The organism is Streptomyces sp. NPDC031497 (assembly GCF_055580905.1).
Genome location: NZ_JBVIKO010000017.1, coordinates 205,887 through 228,520, shown reverse-complemented (window position 1 = coordinate 228,520; position 22,634 = coordinate 205,887). Strand labels below are relative to the sequence as shown.

The window sequence follows — 22,634 nt, the reverse complement described above, 5'->3', positions numbered from 1 at the left end:
GGTTGGTCGATCAGTACAGCCGATGGACCGGGGGGAGGAGGCGTGAATATGGCCGGGGAGAGTTCGCCTGATCGGACGTAAACGCTTGCGCAAGCGTTTACGCGGCGGTTCCGGATGGGGTAGCTTCCCGGCCGAGGCCCAAGGCCCGCGGTAACCCGCGAGGAAACGGGAGAGCCTTGCCCAAGGGCAGGACGCGAAGGAAGGGAGCCCCGTGCCCACCATGGCCGACGTCGCCCGAAGTGCCGGTGTCTCCGTGGCGACCGTCTCCCATGTGCTCAACGAGACGCGTCCGGTGCTGCCCCACACCCGTCAGGCGGTGCTCGACGCCATCGAGGAACTGGGCTACACACCCAACACCCTCGCCCGCTCCCTGGTGACCTCCCGCACCCGCTCCATCGGGCTCGCTGTGTCGGCGATCAGCAACCCCTACTTCACGGAGATCCTCCAGGGCGTCGAGGCCGCTGCCCTGGAACACGGCTACAGCCTGCTCATCGCCGACCCGCATGACGACCCCGAGCACGAACGCAAGGTCGTCCAGCTCCTGCACGAGCGCCGCGTCGACGGCATGATCGTCGCCCCCTCCGCCGACCCGAGCGCACTCCTCGCCTACCTCGACCGGCACGCCGTGCCGACCGTCCTTCTCGACCGGGTGATCGACGGCCGCGCGGACACCGCCCCGCGCTTCGACCAGGTCTGCGCCGAGAGCACCGAGCCGACGGCCCGGCTCGTCGCCCACCTCGCCGGTCTCGGTCATCGCCGGATCGGCCTGGTCGCGGGGCTGCCCGGGCTCAGCACCACCGGCGAACGGATCACCGGCTACCGGCAGGGGCTCGCCACTGCCGGGCTGCCCCTCGACGAAGGTCTGGTCGTCCCCGGCCACTCCGAGTCCGCCGGAGCCGAGCAGGCCACCGCGGCCCTGATGTCGCTCACCGTGCCGCCCACGGCGCTCGTCACAGCCAACAACGCGATGACCATCGGCGCGCTGCGCGCCCTGCGCGCCCACGGCCTCTCCGTGCCGGACGACATCGCCCTGTGCTGCTTCGACGACTTCGCCTGGGCCGATCTGTTCTCGCCTCGCCTCACCGCCGTCGCCCAGCCCAGCAGAGAGATCGGCGCCGAGGCGGTCCGTTTGCTCCTCGAACGGCTGGCCGTACCCGACCGGCCCGCCCGGACCGTACGGCTTCCGTGCACCTTCATGCACCGGACCTCGTGCGGCTGCCAGGAGGAGGACGCCGGGGTGGCGGCGACCGCGCGGGCCCGGTCGACCTGGTCGGCGGGGTCGCGTCCGGGGTCCGCACTCTCCGAGCAGGTCCCGCGGTCCGTGCAGTCCGGACGATCCGGGCACCACCAGCATTCTGAGTACCCCGAGGAAGGAACCCTCTCGTGATCGTCGTCGCCGGTGAGGCACTGATCGACCTGGTACCGCAGGGCACGGGCGCCCTCGCGCCCCTGCAGCCGGCGCTCGGCGGCGGCCCGTACAACACGGCGGTGGCCCTCGGCCGCCTCGGCTCCCCCACCGCGTTCTGTTCCCGCACCTCGTACGACGCCTTCGGCGAGGCTCTGCTGGACGGGCTGCGACGCGCGGGTGTCGATGTCTCCCTCGTGGAGCGCGGCACGGAACCGACCACCCTCGCGGCCGCCACGATCGACGCGCAGGGCTCGGCCTCCTACTCCTTCTATGTCGAGGGCACCGCCGACCGTCTGTTCACCGCCCCCGCCCGCCTTCCCGCCACGGCCCGTGCCGTCTCCTTCGGCACGCTCTCGCTCGCCCTGGAACCGGGGGCGAGCGCCTACGAGGAGCTGATGCGCGGCGCGGCCGGGCAGGGTCTGTTCACCGCCCTCGACCCGAACATCCGGGCAGGTCTGATCACGGACCCGGACGCCTACCGGGCACGCTTCAAGAGCTGGCTGCCCTCGGTGACCCTCCTCAAGCTCTCGGAGGAGGACGCGCTGTGGCTGGGGGGCACCCCGCGCGAATGGCTGGCGTCGGGCCCCTCCGCAGTGGTGATCACCCATGGCGGTGACGGTCTCAGCGCCTTCATCCCCGACGGCACCGTGTACGCCGCCCCCGGTGAGGAGGTCGACGTCGTGGACACGATCGGCGCCGGCGACACCGTGAACGCGGCGCTGCTGCATGGACTTGCCGCCCAGGACGCCCTGTCCGCCGAGGCGCTCGCGGGACTGGGCACCGACGGCTGGACGAAGCTGCTGCGATTCGCGGCGCGGGCAGCCGCGATCACCTGCTCCCGGGCGGGTGCGGAGCCGCCGTACGCCTCCGAACTCGGGGAACTGTAGGGGACGTTCGGCCCTTCGTCACCGATTCACCGGTTGTGCTCGTACCGCTGATTCCGCTGTTGATGAGTCAAGGTTCGTCATCGCCGCGAGGATCGGGCGGCTGATGATGGAACGAGCGGCGCCCCGCGGGAAGTTCCCACGGGGCGCCGCACTTTTCTGGATTTGTCCGCTCCGGTTGCCCGGGGTCCTCAGGCCTTGCCGGCCCGCGTCGTCTTCTTCGCGGGCGTCGTCTTCCTGGTGGCCCCGGCCGCCTTCTTCGTGGCCGTGCTGTTGACGGTCGTGGCGGTCGCCGTCTTCTTCGCCGCCGACTTGGCCGCGACCGTCTTCTTCGCCGCCGTCTTGCGCGGGGCCTTCACCGAGCTGGCATCGCTGATGCGGTCGGCGCCGAGGACCTCGCGCAGGAACTTGCCGGTGTGGCTGGCCGGGACGGCGGCGACCTCCTCGGGCGTGCCCTCCGCGACGACGAGTCCGCCGCCGGCACCGCCTTCCGGACCCATGTCGACGACCCAGTCCGCGGTCTTGATCACATCGAGGTTGTGCTCGATGACGATGACCGTGTTGCCCTTGTCCACGAGGCCGGCGAGGACCTTCAGCAGCTTGCTGATGTCCTCGAAGTGCAGACCGGTGGTCGGCTCGTCCAGGACGTAGACCGTACGCCCGGTGGAGCGCTTCTGCAGCTCGCTGGCGAGCTTCACGCGCTGCGCCTCACCGCCGGACAGCGTGGTCGCGGACTGGCCGAGGCGGACGTAGCCGAGACCGACGTCGTTCAGCGTCGTGAGGTGGCGGTTGATCGCCGGGACGGCCTCGAAGAAGTGCATGGCTTCTTCGATGGGCATGTTCAGGACCTCGGAGATGGACTTGCCCTTGTAGTGGACCTCCAGCGTCTCCCGGTTGTACCGGGCTCCGTGACAGACCTCGCACGGGACGTAGACGTCCGGGAGGAAGTTCATCTCGATCTTGATGGTGCCGTCGCCCGCGCAGTTCTCGCAGCGGCCGCCCTTGACGTTGAAGGAGAAACGGCCCGGCAGGTAACCGCGCACCTTCGCCTCGGTGGTCTCGGCGAACAGCTTGCGGACGTGGTCGAAGACGCCGGTGTACGTCGCCGGGTTCGATCGCGGGGTGCGGCCGATGGGCGACTGGTCGACGTGCACGACCTTGTCGACGAGGTCGTCGCCGTCCACGCGCGTGTGCCTGCCGGGGACGTTCCGCGCACCGTTCAGCTCACGGGCCAGGTGCGTGTACAGGATGTCGTTGACCAGCGTCGACTTGCCGGAGCCGGACACGCCCGTGACGGCCGTGAACACGCCCAGCGGGAAGGACACGTCGATGTCCTGGAGGTTGTTCTCGCGGGCGCCGTGCACCGTGAGCCGTCGGGTGGGGTCCTGCGGCCGACGGATGTCGGGCAGCGGGATCGCCTTCTTGCCGGACAGGTACTGGCCGGTCTGCGACTCCTCGTTGGCGAGCAGTTCCTTGAGGGAGCCGCTGTGCACGACCTTGCCGCCGTGCTCGCCGGCGCCGGGACCGATGTCGACGACCCAGTCGGCGACCTTGATGGTGTCCTCGTCATGCTCGACGACGATGAGGGTGTTACCCATGTCGCGGAGCCGGACCAGGGTCTCGATCAGCCGGTGGTTGTCACGCTGGTGCAGACCGATCGACGGCTCGTCCAGGACGTACAGGACGCCGACGAGTCCGGAGCCGATCTGGGTGGCCAGGCGGATGCGCTGGGCCTCGCCACCGGAGAGGGTGCCTGCCGCACGGTTCAGCGAGAGGTAGTCCAGGCCGACGTCGACCAGGAACCGCAGCCGCTCGTTGACCTCCTTCAGCACGCGCTCGGCGATCTTCTTGTCGCGGGCGTTGAGCTTGAGCTCGCCCAGGAACTCCGCGCAGTCGCTGATGGACATCGCCGAGACCTCGGCGATCGACTTGTCCATGATCGTGACCGCGAGGACGATCGGCTTCAGGCGCGTGCCCTGACAGGTCGGGCACGGCACCTCGCGCATGTAGCCCTCGAAGCGCTCACGGCTGGCGTCGCTCTCGGCCTCGCTGTGCCGGCGCTTGACGAAGGGCACCGCGCCCTCGAAGGGCGTGGTGTACACGCGCTCGCGGCCGTACCGGTTGCGGTACCGGACCTCGATCTGTGTCTTGTGGCCGTAGAGCAGGGCCTTCTTGGCGCGCTGCGGCAGGCCGGCGAAGGGGATGTCGGTACGGAAGCCCAGCGCGTCCGCGAGGGCGCCGATCAGACGGCCGAAATAGTCCTTGGTGTGCCCGTGCGACCAGGGGTGGATGGCGCCCTCGTCGAGGGACTTGTCCTCGTCCGGGACGATCAGCTCCGGGTCGACCTCCATGCGCGTGCCGATGCCCGTGCACTCGGGGCAGGCGCCGAAGGGCGAGTTGAAGGAGAAGGAGCGGGGCTCCAGCTCCTCGAAGGACAGGTCGTCGTACGGGCAGTACAGGTGCTCCGAGTACATGCGCTCGCGCTCGGGGTCGCCCTCGGGGAGGTCGACGAAGTCGAGCACGACCATGCCGCCGGACAGACCGAGCGCGGTCTCCACTGAGTCGGTGAGGCGTCGCTTGGCGGTGTCCTTCACCGTGAGACGGTCGACGACCACCTCGATGGTGTGCTTCTCCTGCTTCTTCAGCGTCGGCGGCTCGGAGAGCTGCACGGTCTCGCCGTCCACGCGCGCGCGGGAGTAACCCTTGGTCTGGAGGTCGGCGAAGAGGTCGACGAACTCGCCCTTGCGCTCGCGCACCAGCGGCGAGAGCACCTGGAAGCGGCTCCCCTCCGGCAGCTCCAGGACCTTGTCCACGATGGCCTGCGGCGACTGGCGGGAGATCGGTCGGCCGCACTCGGGGCAGTGCGGCTTGCCGATGCGCGCGAAGAGCAGACGCAGGTAGTCGTACACCTCGGTGATGGTGCCGACCGTCGAGCGCGGGTTGCGCGAGGTCGACTTCTGGTCGATGGACACCGCCGGGGACAGACCCTCGATGAAGTCCACGTCCGGCTTGTCCATCTGCCCGAGGAACTGGCGGGCGTACGAGGAGAGCGACTCCACGTAGCGCCGCTGGCCCTCGGCGAAGATCGTGTCGAAGGCCAGGGAGGACTTGCCCGACCCGGAGAGCCCCGTGAAGACGATGAGCGAGTCACGAGGCAGGTCGAGCGAGACATTCTTCAGATTGTGCTCGCGCGCGCCACGGACGATGAGACGGTCGGCCACAGCCGGTCCGCACCTTTCTTGAGAGAAGTGACAGGGGCAGAGCCCCGTGCTTCTTCAGACTAGGGGGAGCCACTGACAACGCCGGTTCGGATTCCTGGATGCGTAAACAATCCCGGACCATCCAGCATGCCCGACGCCACCATCGACGATATAGCACGCGCATTCGATTTACGGACCACGTGCGAAACCTTCACCCGAAGGTGTGGCGGGACTACTGTCAGCCCCATGGTTGATCACGCTCATGACCTGGCGTCTGTACAGGAAGCGACGGACCGGCTCCTCACCGCAGTCGCCAAACTGGACAACGCGTCCGTAGCGCGACCGTCACGGCTGCCCGACTGGACGGTCGGCCACGTCCTGGCCCACCTCGCCCGCAACGCGGACGCGCTCGCCAACGTCCTCGACGGACATCCCATGTACGTCTCCGGCGAGGCCCGGGACGCCGACATCGAGCGAGACGCCCCGCGCCCGCTCGACGCCCAGCTCACCGACCTGCGCGAGAGCGACGCCCGGTTCCGGGCCAGAGGGGCCGAGCCCGCGGACTGGACACGCACGGTGGAGCTGCGCAACGGGGTCACCGACGCGGCGGCACGGGTGCCGTTCCGGCGCTGGGCCGAGGTCGAGCTGCACCATGTCGACCTCGGGATCGGGTACGAGCTGGAGGACCTCCCGGAGGAGTTCACGGAGCGGGAGATCGACTTCCTCGCGGACCGCTTCCTCGCGCACCCCGACGTCCCGGCGACAAGGATCACGGACGGCACGCGCGCGTGGCGTACGGGACGGCAGGCCTCCCGGCCCGAGGTCACCGTCACCGGCCGGCCGGCGGACCTGCTGGGCTGGCTCGCCGGGCGCCGCGCGGAAGCCGCCCTGGAGGTGTCCGGCGGGACGCTGCCCGCACTTCCTCCGCTGTAGCGCACGGCACCTCGTCGGCCACTCCCCGCTATAGGCTGACCGCCATGACGTACAGCGGAGAGGTGACGGTCGGCGGACCGGCGGACGTGCACGAGCTCAAGGACCTGATGATCACCAAGATCGCGGTCGGGCCCATGGACAACAACGCCTATCTGCTGCGCTGCCGCGCCACGGACGAGCAACTGCTGATCGACGCGGCCAACGACGCGGAGACACTCCTGGGCATGATCGGTGACGACGGCATCGCGTCCGTCGTCACCACGCACCAGCACGGCGACCACTGGCAGGCACTGGCCGAGGTCGTCGCCACCACCGGCGCACGGACGTACGCGGGCCGCGAGGACGCCTCCGGCATCCCGGTCACCACCGATGTCGCCGTCGACGACGGTGACGTCATCCGGGTCGGCCAGGTCGAACTGACCGCCCGGCACCTGGTCGGCCACACCCCCGGCTCCATCGCCCTGGTCTACGACGACCCGCACGGCCATCCGCACGTCTTCACCGGGGACTGCCTCTTCCCCGGCGGGGTCGGCAACACGCGCAAGAACCCGAAGGCCTTCGCCAGCCTGATCCACGACGTCGAGACCAAGATCTTCGATGTACTGCCGGACGAGACCTGGGTGTACCCGGGGCACGGCAACGACACCACGCTGGGCACCGAGCGCCCGCACCTGCCGGAGTGGCACGCGCGCGGGTGGTGAGTGCGGAGGCACGTGCGGGTGGTGAGCACGGGCGCACGCGCGCGTGGTGAACGCCAGGCGCACGCGCGCCATGGCCGCGAGCCGTCCGGTTGAGCCGTGCGCGCCAGCGCGCGGCCCGGCGCACGAGGCTCAGTTCGCCCGGCGCGCGGTTCCCAACTCGCGCCCGGCGCACACTCCTTCACCAGCGCCCCGCGCGCACGACGTCACACGCCCCGCGCGGACTTTTCGCGCGCCCCGTGTGAACAGTTCGCACGCGCCGGAGCCCGGCGCACGCTCCCCGCGCGCGTCGTTGCGCGGTCAACTGGTGACAGCCCCGCACAGGATGACGGCTCCTGCGCGGTACGGGCCGCCGGTCACCATTCCCCGCCCTCGACCGGCGGCCCCGGCGTGACCACCTCGCAACCCGCAGCAGGCAACGTTCACAAGACCGCAACACCGGTTCCCAGTATGCGGACAAATACCCTCTTGACCTGGACAAACGCGGCCTTCGCTGTCACTCTCCCGCCATGCACCCTGCCCCGAGCGCACTGCGCCGCGCTGTCACCGCCGCGACCATAGCCCTGCTCGCCACCGCTGTCGGCTGTGCTCCGCAGCCGGACGACAAGGCCTCCGGCGGTTCCTCCTCGTCGGCCGGAACCACCTGTGCCAAGGGCAAGTTGGCCACCCAGACGTCCGGCAAGCTGACGATCGCGACGGACGAACCGGCGTACGAGCCCTGGTTCAAGGACGACAAGCCGGCCAACGGCGAGGGCTTCGAGTCGGCGGTCGCGTACGCCGTGGCGAAGCAGCTGGGGTACGACAAGAGTGCGGTCGTCTGGCAGAGCGTGCCGTTCAACAAGGCGTTCGCGCCCGGTGTGAAGACCTTCGACTTCGACATCAACCAGGTGTCCATCAGCGCCGAGCGCAAGAAGGCCGTGGACTTCTCGTCGGGTTACTACGACGTGCGCCAGGCGGTCATCGCGCTGAAGGGCGGCAAGGCCGCGAAGGCGACCACCATCGCGGATCTGAAGGGGCTGAAGCTGGGCGCCCAGGTCGGTACCACCAGCCTCGACTACATCACCGACGTGGTGAAGCCGTCGCAGCAGCCCGCCGTGTACGCCAAGAACGACCAGGCCAAGTCGGCGCTGAAGAACGGCCAGGTGGACGCGATCGTGGTCGACCTGCCGACCGCGTTCTACATCACCTCGGCCGAGGTGACCGACGCGAAGATCGTGGGCCAGTTCGAGAACCAGGGCGGTACGCCCGAGCAGTTCGGCCTTGTCCTCGACAAGGGCAGCGCGCTCACCTCGTGCGTCACGAACGCCGTCGACGCGCTGCGCAAGGACGGCACCCTGGCGAAGATCGAGCAGCAGTGGCTCTCCGACGCCGTCGACGCCCCGGTGCTCAAGTGACCGTCACGAAGGACGGGGCAGAGCGGGAGGGCGCGAACGACGCGAGTGGCATGTCCGAGCGCGGGGACGACGGCTACACCCCGTCCGGACGACGGCTGGAACGGGAGCGCTACCGGCGTGCCCGGGCCCGCCGTGCCACCGCGATCGCCGCGCTCTCCACGCTGGTCACGGCGGCCGTGCTCTATCTGGTCGTCGTGAGCGCGCCCGGCTGGCCGCGTACCAAGGAGACGTTCTTCAACGGGCAGTACGCGCGCGAAGCGTTTCCGAAGGTCCTCGAAGGGCTGTGGCTGAACGTCCGGCTGCTGGTCGTATGCGGTGCCGCCGTACTGGTCCTCGGCATGCTGATCGCCATCGCGCGCACGCTGCGCGGGCCGGTGTTCTTCCCGCTGCGAGCGCTCGCGGCGGCGTACACCGACTTCTTCCGCGGGCTGCCACTGATCATCAACCTGATGATCGTGGTCCTGGGCGTCCCGGCGCTGCGACTCCAGGGTGTGACGGTCGATCCGGTGCTGCTGGGCGGTACGGCGCTGACGCTGACGTACTCGGCGTATGTCGCCGAGGTGTTCCGCGCCGGCATCGAGTCGGTCCACCCCTCGCAGCGCGCTGCGGCCCGCTCGCTCGGCCTGACCAACCGGCAGGCCCTGCGCCATGTCGTGCTTCCGCAGGCGGTACGGCGTCAGGTGCCACCGCTGCTGAACGACCTGGTGTCGCTCCAGAAGGACACCGGTCTGGTGTCGATCGGCGGTGCCATCGACGCCGTTCGCGCGGCGGACATCATCGTGGGCCGCAGCCTCAACTACACGCCGTACATCGTCGCCGGGCTGGTCTTCGTGGCGCTGACCATCCCGATGACCCGGTTCACGGACTGGGTGACAGCCAGGATGGACCGGCAGCGGGCCCAGGGAGGATCCATATGAGCGACGCACCTGTCCTGCGCATGGAGTCCGTCCGCAAGACCTTCGGCGGCTCGGTGGTCCTGCGGGACGTGGACCTGGCGGTCGCCCCGCACACGGTGACCGCGCTGATCGGCGCGTCCGGATCCGGCAAGTCGACGCTGCTGCGCTGCGCCAACCTCCTCGAGGAGATCGACGACGGCGCGATCTGGCTGGACGGCGAGGAGATCACCGACCCGCGCGCGGACCAGGACGCGGTGCGCCGCCGTATCGGCGTGGTCTTCCAGGCGTACAACCTCTTCCCGCACATGACCGTGCTGGAGAACATCACCCTGGCACCGCGCCGGGTGCACGGCGTCTCCCGCGCGGAAGCCGAGGAGCGGGCCAGGGAGCTGCTTGAGCGCCTCGGCCTGGGTGAGAAGGCGGGCGCCTACCCCGACCGGCTGAGCGGCGGTCAGCAGCAGCGGGTGGCGATCGTGCGCGCCCTTGCGGTACGGCCCCGGCTGCTGCTGCTCGACGAGATCACCGCTGCCCTCGACCCCGAGCTGGTCGGCGAGGTGCTCACCGTGGTCCGTGGTCTGAAGGACGAGGGCATGACCATGGTGCTGGCGACGCACGAGATGGGCTTCGCCCGGGATGTCGCCGACCAGATCTGCTTCCTCGACGGCGGCGTCGTACTCGAACACGGCACCGCCGAGCAGGTGTTCGGCGACCCTCAGCAGGACCGCACCCGGCGCTTCCTGCGGCGGATCGTGGAGGCCGGACGGCTCTGAGGGGTCACGCCTCGGCGGTGGCGGCGCCGACCAGCGCCGCCACCCGCTCCACGCCGAACACATAGCCCTGCACACCGCATCCGGCGATCACGCCGTCGGCACGCAGGGAGACATAGGAGTGGTGCCGGAACGACTCGCGCTGGTGGATGTTGGAGATGTGGACCTCCAGCACAGGCATCCCGTCACAGGTGTTGAGGGCATCCAGGATGGCGACCGAGGTGTGCGAGTAGGCACCCGGGTTGATGACGATCCCGCAGTGGCCAAGGCGCGCCTCGTGGATCCAGTCGACCAGTTCGCCCTCGTGGTTGGACTGGCGGAAGTCCACGGTGCCGCCGTGCGCGGCCGCCGCCTTGACGCAGAGGGCCTCGACGTCGGCGAGCGTGTCGGAGCCGTAGATCTCGGGCTGACGCTGGCCCAGCAGATTCAGGTTGGGCCCGTTGAGGATCATGATCGGGGCGTTGGCCAGGGTGCGGGGCACGCTTCCTCCGGTCCATTCGGACGATGAGCGGCCCTGGGCGGACCGCGACTCAGACCGGTTTATCACGGTGCGCCGAGGCGCCCGCGAAGGGCGCCGCGCGCCCCCGTAACCGACGGTCACCGTGGGTAGTTGACGCGACATGCGCGATGTACGCACCGTAAAGGTTCCCTCGATGCTGCGGCTGGCGGCCGCCTCGCTCGCCGGGACCGCCATCGAGTTCTACGACTTCTTCGTCTACGGCACGGCCGCGGCGCTCGTCCTGGGGCCGCTGTTCTTCCCGACGTTCTCGCCGCTCGCGGGGACGCTGGCGGCGTTCGGGACGTTCGGCGTGGGGTTCGTGGCCCGGCCGCTGGGCTCGGTGCTGTTCGGGCACATCGGGGACCGGCGTGGCCGGCGTCCGGTCCTGGTCGCGTCCCTGCTGCTGACCGGCGCCTCGACGGTCGCGGTCGGGTTCGTGCCGTCGTACGACAGGATCGGTGTCGCCGCCCCCCTGCTGCTTCTCCTGCTGCGCTTTCTGCAGGGGCTGGGGCTCGGCGGGGAGTGGGGCGGGGCAGTACTGCTGACCGCGGAGCACGCACCCCCCGGACGGCGCGCCCTGTGGTCGAGCTTTCCGCAGATCGGCCCGGCCATCGGCTTTCTGCTCGCCAACGGCGTGATGCTGGCCCTGTCCGCGTCGCTGTCCGAAGCGGAGTTCGCGCAGTGGGGCTGGCGGGTGCCGTTCTGGGCGGCCGGAGCGCTGGCGCTGAGCGGGCTGTGGCTGCGTTCGTCGCTCGCCGAGAGCCCCCGGTTCCTGGAGCTCGACGACCTCGCGCGCGTGCCGATCGCCGAGGTCGTACGGCATCACTGGCGGCTGGTGCTGCTGACGGCGGGGGCGCTCGCGGTCGGGTACGCGGTGTTCTACGCCGTGACCACCTGGTCGCTGGCGTACGGGACGGACCGGCTCGGGGTGAGCCGTACCGTCATGCTCGTCTGCATCATGGCCGCCGTGGTGGTGAAGGGCTCGCTCACTCCGGTCATGGCCCTGCTCGGCGACCGCTACGGGCGGCGGCCGCTGTGCCTGGTGGGGTGCACGGCCTCGGCGCTGTGGATGTTCCCGATGGTCGCGCTGCTGGCGACCGGGGAGCCTCTGCTGATGTTTCTCGGGTTCACGGGCGCGCTGATCTCCTTCATCACCATGTTCTCGGTCATCGCCGCCTATCTGCCGGAGCTGTACGAGCCCCGGGTGCGCTGCACCGGCGCCGCCGTCGGCTACAACCTCGGCGGGGTCCTCGGGGGCGCGCTCACGCCGATCGTGGCGACGGCACTGGCGGAGCACAGCGGGCGCGTGCCGTGGGCCGTGGGGGCGTACCTGACGGCGATCGCGCTGCTGAGCCTCGGCTGCTTCGCGCTGCTGCCGGAGACGCGCCCGGTGCCGGTGGCGGCGGCCGAGCCGGTCACGGGGTGACCGCGATCTAGGGGTTGATCGCCAGCTCCAGATAGGCGGCGAAGAGCACCAGGTGGACGCCGCCCTGGAGCGGTGTGGCCCGGCCCGGCACGACCGTGAGGGAACTGACCACCACGGTGAGCGCGAGCAGCAGCATGTGGGTGGCGCCGAGGCCGAGCACCAGAGGGCCGGAGAGCCAGATGGAGGCGAGGGCGACGGCGGGAATGGTCAGGCCGATGCTGGCCATGGCCGAGCCGAGCGCGAGGTTGAGGCTGGTCTGCACACGGTCGCGGCGGGCGGAGCGCAGGGCGGCGATGGTCTCGGGGAGCAGCACCAGCAGGGCGATGATCACACCGACGACGGCTTGGTGCAGTCCGGCCGCCTGCACGCCGGACTCGATCGTCGGTGACACGCCCTTGGCCAGTCCGACGACGCCGACGAGGGCGAGGCCCAGCAGGCCGAGGCTGATCCAGGCGGTGCGCTTGGAGGGGGCCTCGGCGTGGTCGTCGCCGTCGATCACCTCACCCTGCCGGGTGATCGGCAGGAAGTAGTCGCGGTGCCGCACGGTCTGGGTCGCCACGAACAGGCCGTACAGGATCAGTGAGGACAGGGCCGCGAAGGTCAGCTGGACGCCGGAGAACTCCGGACCCGGTCTGCTGGTGGTGAAGGTCGGCAGGACCAGGCTGAGCGTGGCCAGGGTGGCCACGGTCGCGAGGGCGGCGCCGGTGCCCTCGGGGTTGAAGACCGCGGTGCCGTGGCGCAGCGAGGCGACGAGGAGACAGACGCCGACGATGCCGTTGCAGGTGATCATCACGGCGGCGAAGACGGTGTCCCGGGCCAGGGTGGAACTCTTGTCGCCACCGTCGACCATGAGGGTGACGATCAGGGCGACCTCGATGATCGTGACGGCGATGGCGAGGACCAGGGAGCCGAAGGGTTCCCCGACCCGGTGGGCGACGACCTCGGCGTGGTGGACGGCGGCGAGGACGGATCCGGCGAGAACCACGGTCACCAGCGCGACGACCGCACCGGGCAGATCACGGCCCCAGATGAACAGGAGCAGGACGACCGCGAGCACCGGCACGAGGAACGTCCACTGAGTGGTGAGCGACCTGAGCCGAGTGATCATGCAGCGATGGTGGCAGAGGCGTCCGGGGTTCGCATTCCAGTCCTTTCGGGCCCCGGGGGCTGTGCCGCCGGGGCGGCACAGCCCCCGGGTCGTACGGGTGCGGTCGGTCGAACGGTTACGTGAAGTCGGTCGAGTCGACGACGTCGCAGTCGGTGAAGGACGGCGGGCGGGTGCACAGGGCGGCCATCTGCTCGGCGAACTTGGTCGTCTCGGGGTCGTCGCTGTTGCGCATGGCCTCCTCGTAGGAGTTGAACTCGATCACGCCCAGGTAGTGGCCTGGCCGGCTCCGGTCCCTGAGGATCAGCCGGCGCGTCGGGCTGTTCTCACCGCCGGCGAGTTGGTTGCCCATCTCGTCCGCGAGGGCCCTCATCTCGTCGATTCGGTCGGTCTCGAAGTCGATGATCTGGACGAATGTCACGGTTGCCTCCACCGGGTGGCGGAGCACCCCGACCGGGGACGCTCCGCCACCTACCGAAGCACCGGGAGCGGCGGGTCGGCAATGCGCTTCGCACCGCTCCACGGGGTGGTTGTTCCTACGTCCGACGTGGTCAGACGTCGATGCTGTCCTTCGGAGCGCCTTCGCTCCGGGTCTGCGCCGCCTCGGCCGCCGCCTGCTTCCTGGAGGCCCGCAGGCTGGTGATCGTGGTGACGATCAGGACCGCGCAGATGACGCCGAGCGAGACCGGGATGCTGATCTCCGGGACGTGGACGCCGGACTCGTGCAGGGCGTGCAGCACGAGTTTGACGCCGATGAAGCCGAGGATGATCGACAGGCCGTAGGAGAGGTGGACCAGCTTCTTCAGCAGTCCGCCGATGAGGAAGTACAGCTGCCGCAGACCCATCAGCGCGAAGGCGTTGGCCGTGAAGACGATGTACGGGTCCTGCGTCAGGCCGAAGATCGCGGGGATGGAGTCCAGCGCGAACAGGACGTCGGTCGTACCGATCGCAAGCATCACGACCAGCATCGGGGTCATGACCCGCTTGCCGTTCTGCTGGATCCACAGCTTGGTGCCGTGGTAGCGGTCGGCCACGCCGAACCTGCGCTCCGCGGCCTTGAGCAGCTTGTTCTCCTCGAACTCCTCTTCCTCCTCGTCGGCCCGGGCCTCCTGAATCAGCTTCCAGGCGGTCCAGATCAGGAAGGCGCCGAAGAGGAAGAACACCCACGAGAAGCTGGCGAGGATCGCGGCGCCCGCGGCGATGAAGATGGCCCGCAGGACCAGGGCTATGAGGACGCCGACGAGCAGCACCCGCTGCTGGTACTGCGAGGGCACGGCGAACTTCGCCATGATCAGGACGAAGACGAAGAGGTTGTCGACGCTCAGCGACTTCTCGGTGATGAAGCCCGCGAAGAACTCGCCGCCGGCCTGGCCGCCGCCGAAGACGAGCAGGCCAAGTCCGAAGAGCCCGGCCAGGGCGATCCAGACGACGGTCCAGATTCCGGCTTCCTTGACGGATACGTCATGCGGCTTGCGGCCGATGAAGAAGTCGACCGCGATCAGGGCGGCCAGACCCAGGATGGTGAGGACCCAAAGGGTCACGGATACATCCACTGTGCCTCCGGTTCGTGAATGGCAAAGGGTCAGCGTCATCGCTGCCGGAGGTCTCTTCCACCCGAGACGGGCCGACGCCCCGGGATCCGGTCGGATCCGTATTGACGGGTACGCCGCAGCAGACAGGGAGTACTCCCCTCCGTGAGGAAAACAGTACCCCAATCACCAAGGAAAGGTAAAGCGATTGGCAAAAGAAAGACCAAATCACCTGGTCAGAGGACTTTACATACGCTTGGTGTAAGCGATCGCGACCTGGTTGAGCACCTGCTGGAGCACCTGGCTGCCGGCCGGCGCGAGGCAGGGCTCGTACGTCCAGGCATGCCCCACCCACGGGTCGGCCAGGTGGTCGTCCGGTACCGGTGTGAGTCGCATCAGTGAACGCCACAGCGGATCGAGCAACGGTCCGTAGGCGGCGGCGTCCTCGCGGTCGGCGACCAGCAGGAGATGGACACCGACGTCCGGACCCTCGTCCGCGAGATAGCGCAGCTGAGTGACGGCCCGCTCGTCGAAACCGTGCGGGAACTCGTTGACGACAAGCAGCAGCCGCGAGGTGTCCAGACCGGGCGGCAAGGCGTCGGCCGCGCCGCCGCGCACGGCCATCTGTACCAGGTCGACACGCTCGGTCAGCCGCCCCAGCACGTCCGCCACACCGGCCGCACCTGTCGCGGGCGGCCGGGCCAGCACGCCGGCTCCCGTCAGCGGAGCGAGTGCGGAAGCACCGGAACCGGCCGGATCGATGACCTGTACGCCGAACTCCCCGGCCGGATGCACGGCGAGCAGCCGGGCCGCGAGCGCCACCGCCGTCTGCAGAGCGAGGTGCCGCAGCTCACCGGCGTCGGGAAAGGCATCGTCGGGAGTCGCGGTGAGGCCGCTGTCGATCCACAGGCCCCGCTCCAGCGGCAGCCGGACCAGCAGCGGGATACGCAGCGGGTCGCTCTCCGCGAGGTGCAGGTCGCCCAGTCGCACCGCCATCGGCGGCTCCGTCGGTACCCGGTAGGCGTGCCAGACGGGGTTGTCCCAGCGTGCGTACGCCGGTGGCAGGGCGGGCTCGACGACCTCGGACTCGGCGGTGAGCTGGGCGAGGTCGCGGTCGAGGACCCCCTGGGCCTGGTCGACCAGCTGGGCCTGCCGGGCGCGGGCCGTCTCGCGTGCGGCGTCTCCCGTCGAGCCCAGGCGGCTGCGTGGATCGGCGAGGACCTGGTCGAGCTCCTTCTCCATGCGTGACGCGGCGAAGTCGACGGCACTGCGGTATGCGGCGGTGGAACGGGCCAGGTCCTCGAACATGCCCCAGACCTGGTTGTACAGCCGCTCGTCCATGGACCAGCCGACCGCGTCGCCCGCGACGGGCGGCACGGGACCGTCGACCGGGGCGGGGGCTGCCGGGGCCGTGGACGGCGAGGCCTGGCGGCGCTTCGGATGCGTGTAGTCGATGGGACCGCCGACGGACGTGGCCGCGTCGGCGGCAGCGGATCTCTCAGGGACCGGGGAGCAGCCGTCACCAGGCACCGGCTCCGATGCGCCAGGTCCGCCAGGTCCGCCAGGTCCGCCGGAAAGGATCGGCTGATCGCCGCCGTCGCCGGGCGCCTGAACGTCGTACGGGGACGCGGGGGCGGCGCCGGACGGATCGGGGCCGGCGACGGTGCCGACCGTACGGCGGGAGCGGCCGGTGTCCGTGCGCACCGGGACGGCCTGGGCCGCACCGCGCGCCACCGCCTCCTCGATCCCGCAGGCGAGTTCGGCGGCCTGGGGCAGGCCTTGGTCGGCGAGGAGCGCGGTGAGGCCCTCCGCGTAGCCCTGGCCCACCGCGCGGATCTTCCAGGCGCCTTGGCGACGGTAGAGCTCCAGGGCCACGACGGCCGACTCGGCGTCCAGGCCGGCGAGGGTGTATCCGGCGATCTCGGTGCCGTCGAGGCCGGTGACGGCGGCGCGCGGCGGGGCGACCGCGCCGAAGCGGAGCGGGCCGCCGGGGGCTGCGGGCAGGGCGATCAGGACGCTGACCCGGTGCACGGCCCCGGGCAGGGCGTCGAGGTCGACGGCGAGCCGGTGTTCGGCGGCCGCCTGCCGGGAGACCTCGATCCCGGGCAGGGTGGGTGCGCCCGGATGGGCCACCCGGTCGGCGTCCCGCACCCGGCCGCCGTCGTCGGCGAGGGTGGCCCCGGCCACGACCGGCACATCGGCCGAGATCCGGATCTCGATCCGGTTCCGCGAGAGTGGGTGGTTCTGCCCGCGCGTCAGCTCGGCCGCCATCGCCCATGTCCCCCTGTGTGTCGTGTCGTCGTGCGCCGCGGGGCTTGTCCTAGAGGACCTGCCGGATCGTGGGCACCAGGTCCTGGAAGGTGCGGCCCTTGGCCGGCACGCCCAGGGCCGTCAGCGTCCAGCCCGAGCCGGTCCGGTGCACCTTCGCCATGATCTGGGCGGTGTACTCGCCGCCGCCGTCGAGCGTGTAGCGGGCGAGTTCCTGGCCGTTGGTCTCGTCGACCAGCCGGCAGAAGGCGTTCTGCACTTCCTGGAAGGTCTGGCCGGTGAAGGAGTTGACGGTGAAGACGATCTGGTCGATGTGGACCGGTACGCGCGCGAGGTCGACGAGGATGGCCTCGTCGTCGCCGCCCTGCCCCGCACCGCCGACTAGGTTGTCGCCCGTGTGCCGGACGGAGCCGTCGTCGCTCACCAGGTGGCGGAAGAACACGACGTCGACGGGCTCCTTGTCGGCGAACAGCACCGCCGAGGCGTCCAGGTCGATCTCACGGGTGCGCGAGCCGAACAGCCCGCGCCGGGGCGCCGCCTTCCAACCAAGACCCATGCGGACCGCGCTCAGGGAGCCGCCATCCTTCTTCTCCAGGCTGATGGCCTGACCCTTGGTCATGTTGACGGTCACGACTGCTGTCCCCTCGTCGGATGTCCCCGGTTGCCGCGAAGTGCGCGGTTGTCCAAAACCCTATGCAGCGCCACGGACAGTGCCGAACCCCGGCCCGCGGTTTGTGTCGGTGTTGCAACACTTCGCACCCTTGCCGGGGTCCGGTGGCGGCTCGGGGGTCAGGCCAGGCCCGCCTCCTTCATCTGGCGCAGTTCCTTCTTCATCTCGGAGACCTCGTCGCGCAGCCTGGCCGCGATCTCGAACTGCAGATCCGCGGCGGCGGCACGCATTCGCTCCGTCATCTCCTCGATCTGCTCGGCGAGTTCGGCCGCCGGACGGTCGGTCGGCACCGTTTCCTTCGCCTTGCCCTTGGCCGCCTTGCCGGCCTTCGCGCCCTTGGCCGCCTTCTCGCCAAGCGACGGTACGGGCGCCTTGGCCGCCTTGCCGTCCTTCTGCTTGCGGTAGCCCGAGCCGAGCAGCTGTTCGGTGTCCACCTCTTCCCGGGCGATCTGCGCGACGATGTCGTTGATCTTCTTGCGCAGCGGCTGCGGGTCGATGCCGTTGGCCGTGTTGTAGGCGACCTGCTTCTCCCGGCGGCGGTTGGTCTCGTCGATGGCCCGCTCCATCGCCGGGGTGATCTTGTCGGCGTACATGTGGACCTGGCCGGAGACATTGCGCGCCGCGCGGCCGATGGTCTGGATCAGCGAGGTGCCGGAGCGCAGGAAGCCCTCCTTGTCGGCGTCGAGGATCGCCACCAGGGACACCTCGGGCAGGTCGAGGCCCTCACGCAGCAGGTTGATGCCGACCAGGACGTCGTACTCGCCGGAGCGCAGCTCGCGCAGCAGCTCGACGCGGCGCAGGGTGTCGACGTCGCTGTGCAGATAGCGCACCTGGATGCCGAGTTCCAGGAAGTAGTCGGTGAGGTCCTCGGCCATCTTCTTGGTGAGGGTGGTGACCAGGACACGTTCGTCCTTCTCGGTGCGCTTGCGGATCTCGTGCACCAGGTCGTCGATCTGGCCCTCGGTGGGCTTGACGACGACCTCTGGGTCGATGAGGCCGGTGGGGCGGATGATCTGCTCGACGACGCCGTCCCCGCGGGACAGCTCGTAGGTGCCGGGGGTCGCCGACAGGTACACGGCCTGCCCGATCCGCTCCTGGAACTCCTCCCACTTCAGGGGGCGGTTGTCCAGGGCGGAGGGCAACCGGAAGCCGTGGTCCACCAGGGTGCGCTTGCGGGAGGCGTCGCCCTCGTACATGGCGCCGATCTGCGGCACGGTGACATGCGACTCGTCGATGACGAGGAGGAAGTCGTCCGGGAAGTAGTCGAGCAGGGTGTTGGGCGGAGAGCCGGGCGAGCGGCCGTCGAAGTGCATCGAGTAGTTCTCCACGCCGGAGCAGGTGCCGATCTGGCGGAGCATCTCGATGTCGTACGTGGTGCGCATGCGCAGCCGCTGGGCCTCCAGGAGCTTGCCCTGCTTCTCCAGCTCCGCGAGGCGCTCCGCCAGCTCCTTCTCGATGTCGTTGACGGCCCGCTCCAGGCGCTCGGGACCCGCGATGTAGTGGGAGGCCGGGAAGACGTACAGCTGCTGGTCGTCGCTGATGATCTCGCCGGTGAGCGGGTGCAGCGTGGACAGCGCCTCGATCTCGTCGCCGAACATCTCGATGCGGACGGCGAGCTCCTCGTAGACCGGGAAGATCTCGATGGTGTCGCCGCGGACGCGGAAGGTGCCGCGTGCGAACGCCACGTCGTTGCGCGTGTACTGGATGTCGACGAAACGGCGCAGCAGGAGGTCGCGGTCGATCTCGTCACCGACGCGCAGCGGGACCATCCGGTCGACGTACTCCTGCGGTGTACCGAGGCCGTAGATGCAGGACACGGAGGCGACCACGATGACGTCGCGCCGGGTGAGGAGCGAGTTGGTGGCGGAGTGGCGCAGTCGCTCGACCTCCTCGTTGATCGAGGAGTCCTTCTCGATGTAGGTGTCCGACTGCGGGACGTACGCCTCGGGCTGGTAGTAGTCGTAGTACGAGACGAAGTACTCGACCGCGTTGTTCGGGAGGAGCTCGCGGAACTCGTTGGCCAGCTGGGCGGCCAGCGTCTTGTTCGGCGCCATCACCAGGGTGGGACGCTGGAGCTTCTCGATCATCCACGCGGTGGTGGCGGACTTGCCGGTGCCGGTCGCGCCGAGGAGGACGACGTCCTTCTCACCGGCCTCGACGCGTTTGGCCAGCTCGGCGATGGCCGCCGGCTGGTCGCCGCTGGGCTGGTACGGGCTGACGACCTCGAAGGGCGCCACCGTGCGTTCGATGTGGGAAACGGGCCGCATGGGTTCCACCGTACGACCCCGCACTGACAACCGGCTCTGATCAGCGATTCTGCGGAGTGCGCGAGCTGTGGTGGCTCTGCTGGGGGCCGATGCGCAGCTGCGGGCGGCGGCTCGGGTGGGGGGTGACCTCGTCGGCCGGGACACCCGGCTTGTGCTCCACGCGCAGCCGGTCGGGCCTTCCGATGATCATCATGGGGTCGAACACCACGACGGCGGCGGCGAGGCAGAGGAAGGCCAGCGGGCCGATCAGCATGGGAGCGAGCAGGGAGGCGGGCGAGTCGCCGGGGGGCGTGCCACCGGTGTTGTGGAGGTGGACGCTCATGGCGGCCATGCCGGTGTAATGCATGCCGCTGACGGCGAGTCCCATGACGAGGCTCGCACCGACGCTCCACAGGAAGCCGCGGATCTGTCCGGCAGCCCACAGGGCCGAGGTGGCGGCCACGACCCCTATCACGACCGACGCGCCCACGGTGAGCGTGTTGTACTCCAGGGTCCCGTTGAGGCGCAGACCGGCCATGCCTAGGTAGTGCATCGAGGCGATGCCCAGGCCGGTGATCGTGCCGCCCGTGAAGAGCGCGGTTCCGGTGGCGCCCCGGTAGCCGACTATGAAGATCCCGACACCCACCATGACGATGGCGAGGCCGAGGCTCGCAAAGGTGATCGTCTTGTCGTAGTGGACCGGCGTCTCCTTGACGCTGAACCCCATCATGGCGATGAAGTGCATGGTCCATATGCCGGAGCCGATCGCGGCCGATCCCAGGGCAAGCCAGGCGGGCCGCCAGGACTGGGCCACCAGCATCGCCCGGGTCGTGCAGCGCAGCCCCAGAGCACCGCCGAGGCAGGCCATCACATAGGCCACCAGCGGGGTGACGACCCCGTAGCTGAATCCGTCGACCGTGCCCTGCATACGTGGCTGCCCTTCACCCTTTGCGTCCCGGAATATTTGATATGCGCCCCCGTCCCAGGACCGCCCGAGCGGTCAAGGTTGACGCAGAGAGTATGACCCGCACCGGAATGGTCGAACGATTTTCCGGCAAAGAAACACGGCCTTCCCGCAGTTGTGCGGCACCGGTGAGCGGCCTTGGGCAACTCCATTCAATCTGTGGCCATCCGGTACCCGGCCGCCGTTGACTCCCTGCTGTCACTCTTGTGCTGTCCGTATTCGCCCGACGTGAGGAGTACGCATGCACGCGCGTGCCGTCGCCGCCACGACCACCGCGCTGCTGGGCACGGCCGCCCTGCTCAGCCCTGTGCCCGCCGCCCGGGCCGGCGACGCACGCGAGCCCACGGTGCTCGCCCACCGGGGCGCCTCCGCCTACGCGCCCGAGAACACGCTGGCCGCCGTCGACAAGGCGGCCGCGCTCGGCTTCAGCTGGGTCGAGAACGACGTCCAGCGCACCAAGGACGGCCGACTGGTCGTCCTCCACGACGACCGCCTCGCGCGCACCACGAACGCCGAACAGGTCTTCCCCGGCCGGGCGCCCTGGAAGGTGAAGGACTTCACCGCCGCGGAGATCGCCCGGCTGGACGCGGGCAGCTGGTTCTCCCCCTCGTACACAGGCACGCGCGTGCCCACGCTGGCGCAGTACATGCGCAGGATCGAGCACAATCACGAGAAACTGCTCCTGGAGATCAAGAACCCGGAGCTGTACCCGGGCATCGAACAGCAGATCGTCAAGCTGCTGGGAAACGAGGGCTGGCTGGACCGACCGCACCTCGGCCGGATCGTCGTGCAGAGCTTCAGTGCGGACAGCCTGCGCGTCGTGCATGCTCTCAGGCCCGCCGTGACGACCGGCTACCTCGGCACACCGCCCGTGACATCCCTGGACGGGTACGCGCGCTTCACGGATCTGATCAACCCGTCGGTGGGGTCGATCTCCGCCGGTTACGTGGCCTCCGTGCACTCGTTCGACGGCCCGCACGGCAGGCCGCTGCGTGTCTTCACCTGGACGGTGAACGACGCGGCCACCACCTGGAAGGCCGTCGGCTACGGCGTCGACGGGATCATCACCAACAAGCCGGACGTGGTCCGGGCCGCGCTGCGTGCGAGCTGAGCGGGGGCGGGCGGGCGGCGTTGTCAGTGGCGGGTCGTACGGTGGGTCGCATGGACAGCGAAGGGCAGTACGAGCAGCGGGTGGTGTGGGCCGTCGTGAGCACCGACATCGGTCCGCTGCTGCTGGCTGCGACCCGCGAGGGCCTGGTCACCGTGGTCTTCCACGCCACGGACGCGGTGCGGGAGCGGAGTCTGGAGCGGCTGGCGGCCCGGCTGGGTGCCGAGCCCGTCGAGGATGCCGCGGCGCCGGTGCTGGCCGAGGCGATACGCCAGCTGCGGGCTTACTTCGCGGGCGAGCGGCAGGATTTCGACCTGCCGCTGGACTGGTCGCTGATCTCCGGCTTCAACCGGCAGGTGCTGCGCGAACTGGCCGTCGGCGTCCCTTACGGCAGCGTGGTCGGATACGGCGATCTGGCCGGGCGGGTCGGGCAGCCCGGCGGGGCGCAGGCGGTGGGCGCGGCGATGGGAGCCAATCCGCTGCCGGTCGTCGTGCCGTGTCACCGGGTGGTGGAGAGCGACGGCGGCATCGGCGGGTTCGGCGGCGGTCTGGAGACCAAGCGGAAGCTGCTCGCCCTGGAGGGCGTCCTGCCGGAGCCGCTGTTCTGAGGCGCCTCGGCGGGAGCGGCGGTCAGTCCGC

At 69.7% G+C, this 22,634-nt stretch carries 19 protein-coding genes; 10 read left to right on the top strand and 9 right to left on the bottom strand.

Annotation, left to right across the window (positions count from 1 at the left end; translation table 11 throughout):
• Positions 1 to 211 precede the first annotated feature (211 nt).
• Both ACZ5K7_RS31135 and ACZ5K7_RS31130 read left to right on the top strand, forming a co-directional pair.
• Entirely contained in the window at positions 212 to 1,387 is a 1,176-nt protein-coding gene (locus ACZ5K7_RS31135; protein ID WP_468918390.1) for a LacI family DNA-binding transcriptional regulator, read from the top strand.
• Positions 1,384 to 2,295 (top strand): carbohydrate kinase family protein, encoded by a 912-nt coding sequence (locus ACZ5K7_RS31130; RefSeq protein WP_468918388.1) that lies wholly within the window; start codon positions 1,384 to 1,386, stop codon positions 2,293 to 2,295. The genes ACZ5K7_RS31135 and ACZ5K7_RS31130 overlap by 4 nt, the downstream gene beginning before the upstream one ends.
• 188 nt (positions 2,296 to 2,483) lie before the next feature.
• Here the strand turns inward: ACZ5K7_RS31130 and uvrA are convergent, their stop codons facing one another.
• Entirely contained in the window at positions 2,484 to 5,513 is a 3,030-nt protein-coding gene (gene uvrA / locus ACZ5K7_RS31125; protein WP_468918386.1) for an excinuclease ABC subunit UvrA, read from the bottom strand.
• A gap of 225 nt (positions 5,514 to 5,738) precedes the next feature.
• Here uvrA and ACZ5K7_RS31120 point away from each other — a divergent pair, with 225 nt between their 5' ends.
• The 5 genes from ACZ5K7_RS31120 to ACZ5K7_RS31100 all read left to right on the top strand — a co-directional run bounded on the left by ACZ5K7_RS31120 (position 5,739) and on the right by ACZ5K7_RS31100 (position 10,183).
• Positions 5,739 to 6,425, top strand: coding sequence for a maleylpyruvate isomerase family mycothiol-dependent enzyme (locus ACZ5K7_RS31120; protein ID WP_468918383.1), 687 nt, complete (start codon positions 5,739 to 5,741; stop codon positions 6,423 to 6,425).
• Between the two features lie 44 nt (positions 6,426 to 6,469).
• Positions 6,470 to 7,126: an MBL fold metallo-hydrolase gene (locus ACZ5K7_RS31115; RefSeq protein ID WP_468918381.1), complete on the top strand. Its 657-nt coding sequence runs from the start codon at positions 6,470 to 6,472 to the stop codon at positions 7,124 to 7,126.
• A 506-nt stretch (positions 7,127 to 7,632) separates the two neighbouring features.
• The gene (locus ACZ5K7_RS31110) at positions 7,633 to 8,517 is read left to right on the top strand and encodes an ABC transporter substrate-binding protein (RefSeq protein WP_468918378.1); all 885 of its coding nucleotides are present in this window, start codon (positions 7,633 to 7,635) and stop codon (positions 8,515 to 8,517) included.
• Positions 8,514 to 9,434, top strand: coding sequence for an amino acid ABC transporter permease (locus tag ACZ5K7_RS31105; RefSeq protein WP_468918375.1), 921 nt, complete (start codon positions 8,514 to 8,516; stop codon positions 9,432 to 9,434). The genes ACZ5K7_RS31110 and ACZ5K7_RS31105 overlap by 4 nt, the downstream gene beginning before the upstream one ends.
• Entirely contained in the window at positions 9,431 to 10,183 is a 753-nt protein-coding gene (locus tag ACZ5K7_RS31100; protein WP_351694946.1) for an amino acid ABC transporter ATP-binding protein, read from the top strand. The genes ACZ5K7_RS31105 and ACZ5K7_RS31100 overlap by 4 nt, the downstream gene beginning before the upstream one ends.
• A 4-nt stretch (positions 10,184 to 10,187) precedes the next feature.
• Here ACZ5K7_RS31100 and aroQ read toward each other — a convergent pair whose 3' ends face one another.
• Complete coding sequence (gene aroQ, locus ACZ5K7_RS31095; RefSeq protein ID WP_351694948.1) at positions 10,188 to 10,661, bottom strand: type II 3-dehydroquinate dehydratase; 474 nt, start codon at positions 10,659 to 10,661, stop codon at positions 10,188 to 10,190.
• 172 nt (positions 10,662 to 10,833) lie between these two features.
• On the opposite strand from aroQ, the gene ACZ5K7_RS31090 reads away from it, so the two are divergent.
• The gene (locus tag ACZ5K7_RS31090; protein WP_351694950.1) at positions 10,834 to 12,105 is read left to right on the top strand and encodes an MFS transporter; all 1,272 of its coding nucleotides are present in this window, start codon (positions 10,834 to 10,836) and stop codon (positions 12,103 to 12,105) included.
• Positions 12,106 to 12,112: 7 nt separating this feature from the next.
• Here the strand turns inward: ACZ5K7_RS31090 and ACZ5K7_RS31085 are convergent, their stop codons facing one another.
• The 7 genes from ACZ5K7_RS31085 to ACZ5K7_RS31055 all read right to left on the bottom strand — a co-directional run bounded on the left by ACZ5K7_RS31085 (position 12,113) and on the right by ACZ5K7_RS31055 (position 20,851).
• Positions 12,113 to 13,213, bottom strand: coding sequence for a calcium:cation antiporter (locus tag ACZ5K7_RS31085; RefSeq protein ID WP_351694952.1), 1,101 nt, complete (start codon positions 13,211 to 13,213; stop codon positions 12,113 to 12,115).
• Positions 13,214 to 13,328: 115 nt separating this feature from the next.
• Entirely contained in the window at positions 13,329 to 13,631 is a 303-nt protein-coding gene (locus ACZ5K7_RS31080) for a hypothetical protein (RefSeq protein ID WP_468918370.1), read from the bottom strand.
• A 130-nt stretch (positions 13,632 to 13,761) separates the two neighbouring features.
• Positions 13,762 to 14,763, bottom strand: a complete 1,002-nt coding sequence (locus ACZ5K7_RS31075) for a TerC/Alx family metal homeostasis membrane protein (protein ID WP_468918367.1) — start codon at positions 14,761 to 14,763, stop codon at positions 13,762 to 13,764.
• A 222-nt stretch (positions 14,764 to 14,985) separates the two neighbouring features.
• Complete coding sequence (locus ACZ5K7_RS31070) at positions 14,986 to 17,010, bottom strand: TerD family protein (protein WP_468918364.1); 2,025 nt, start codon at positions 17,008 to 17,010, stop codon at positions 14,986 to 14,988.
• Between the two features lie 49 nt (positions 17,011 to 17,059).
• A complete protein-coding gene (locus ACZ5K7_RS31065; RefSeq protein ID WP_351694960.1) occupies positions 17,060 to 17,638 on the bottom strand; it encodes a TerD family protein in 579 nt (192 codons plus the stop codon).
• A gap of 158 nt (positions 17,639 to 17,796) precedes the next feature.
• Complete coding sequence (gene uvrB / locus ACZ5K7_RS31060) at positions 17,797 to 19,944, bottom strand: excinuclease ABC subunit UvrB (RefSeq protein ID WP_351694962.1); 2,148 nt, start codon at positions 19,942 to 19,944, stop codon at positions 17,797 to 17,799.
• Between the two features lie 40 nt (positions 19,945 to 19,984).
• The gene (locus tag ACZ5K7_RS31055) at positions 19,985 to 20,851 is read right to left on the bottom strand and encodes an MHYT domain-containing protein (RefSeq protein WP_468918361.1); all 867 of its coding nucleotides are present in this window, start codon (positions 20,849 to 20,851) and stop codon (positions 19,985 to 19,987) included.
• A gap of 277 nt (positions 20,852 to 21,128) precedes the next feature.
• Between ACZ5K7_RS31055 and ACZ5K7_RS31050 the strand changes: the two genes are divergently transcribed.
• Complete coding sequence (locus ACZ5K7_RS31050; RefSeq protein WP_468918358.1) at positions 21,129 to 21,998, top strand: glycerophosphodiester phosphodiesterase; 870 nt, start codon at positions 21,129 to 21,131, stop codon at positions 21,996 to 21,998.
• 50 nt (positions 21,999 to 22,048) lie between these two features.
• A complete protein-coding gene (locus tag ACZ5K7_RS31045; RefSeq protein ID WP_468918356.1) occupies positions 22,049 to 22,603 on the top strand; it encodes a methylated-DNA--[protein]-cysteine S-methyltransferase in 555 nt (184 codons plus the stop codon).
• Positions 22,604 to 22,634: the final 31 nt, after the last annotated feature.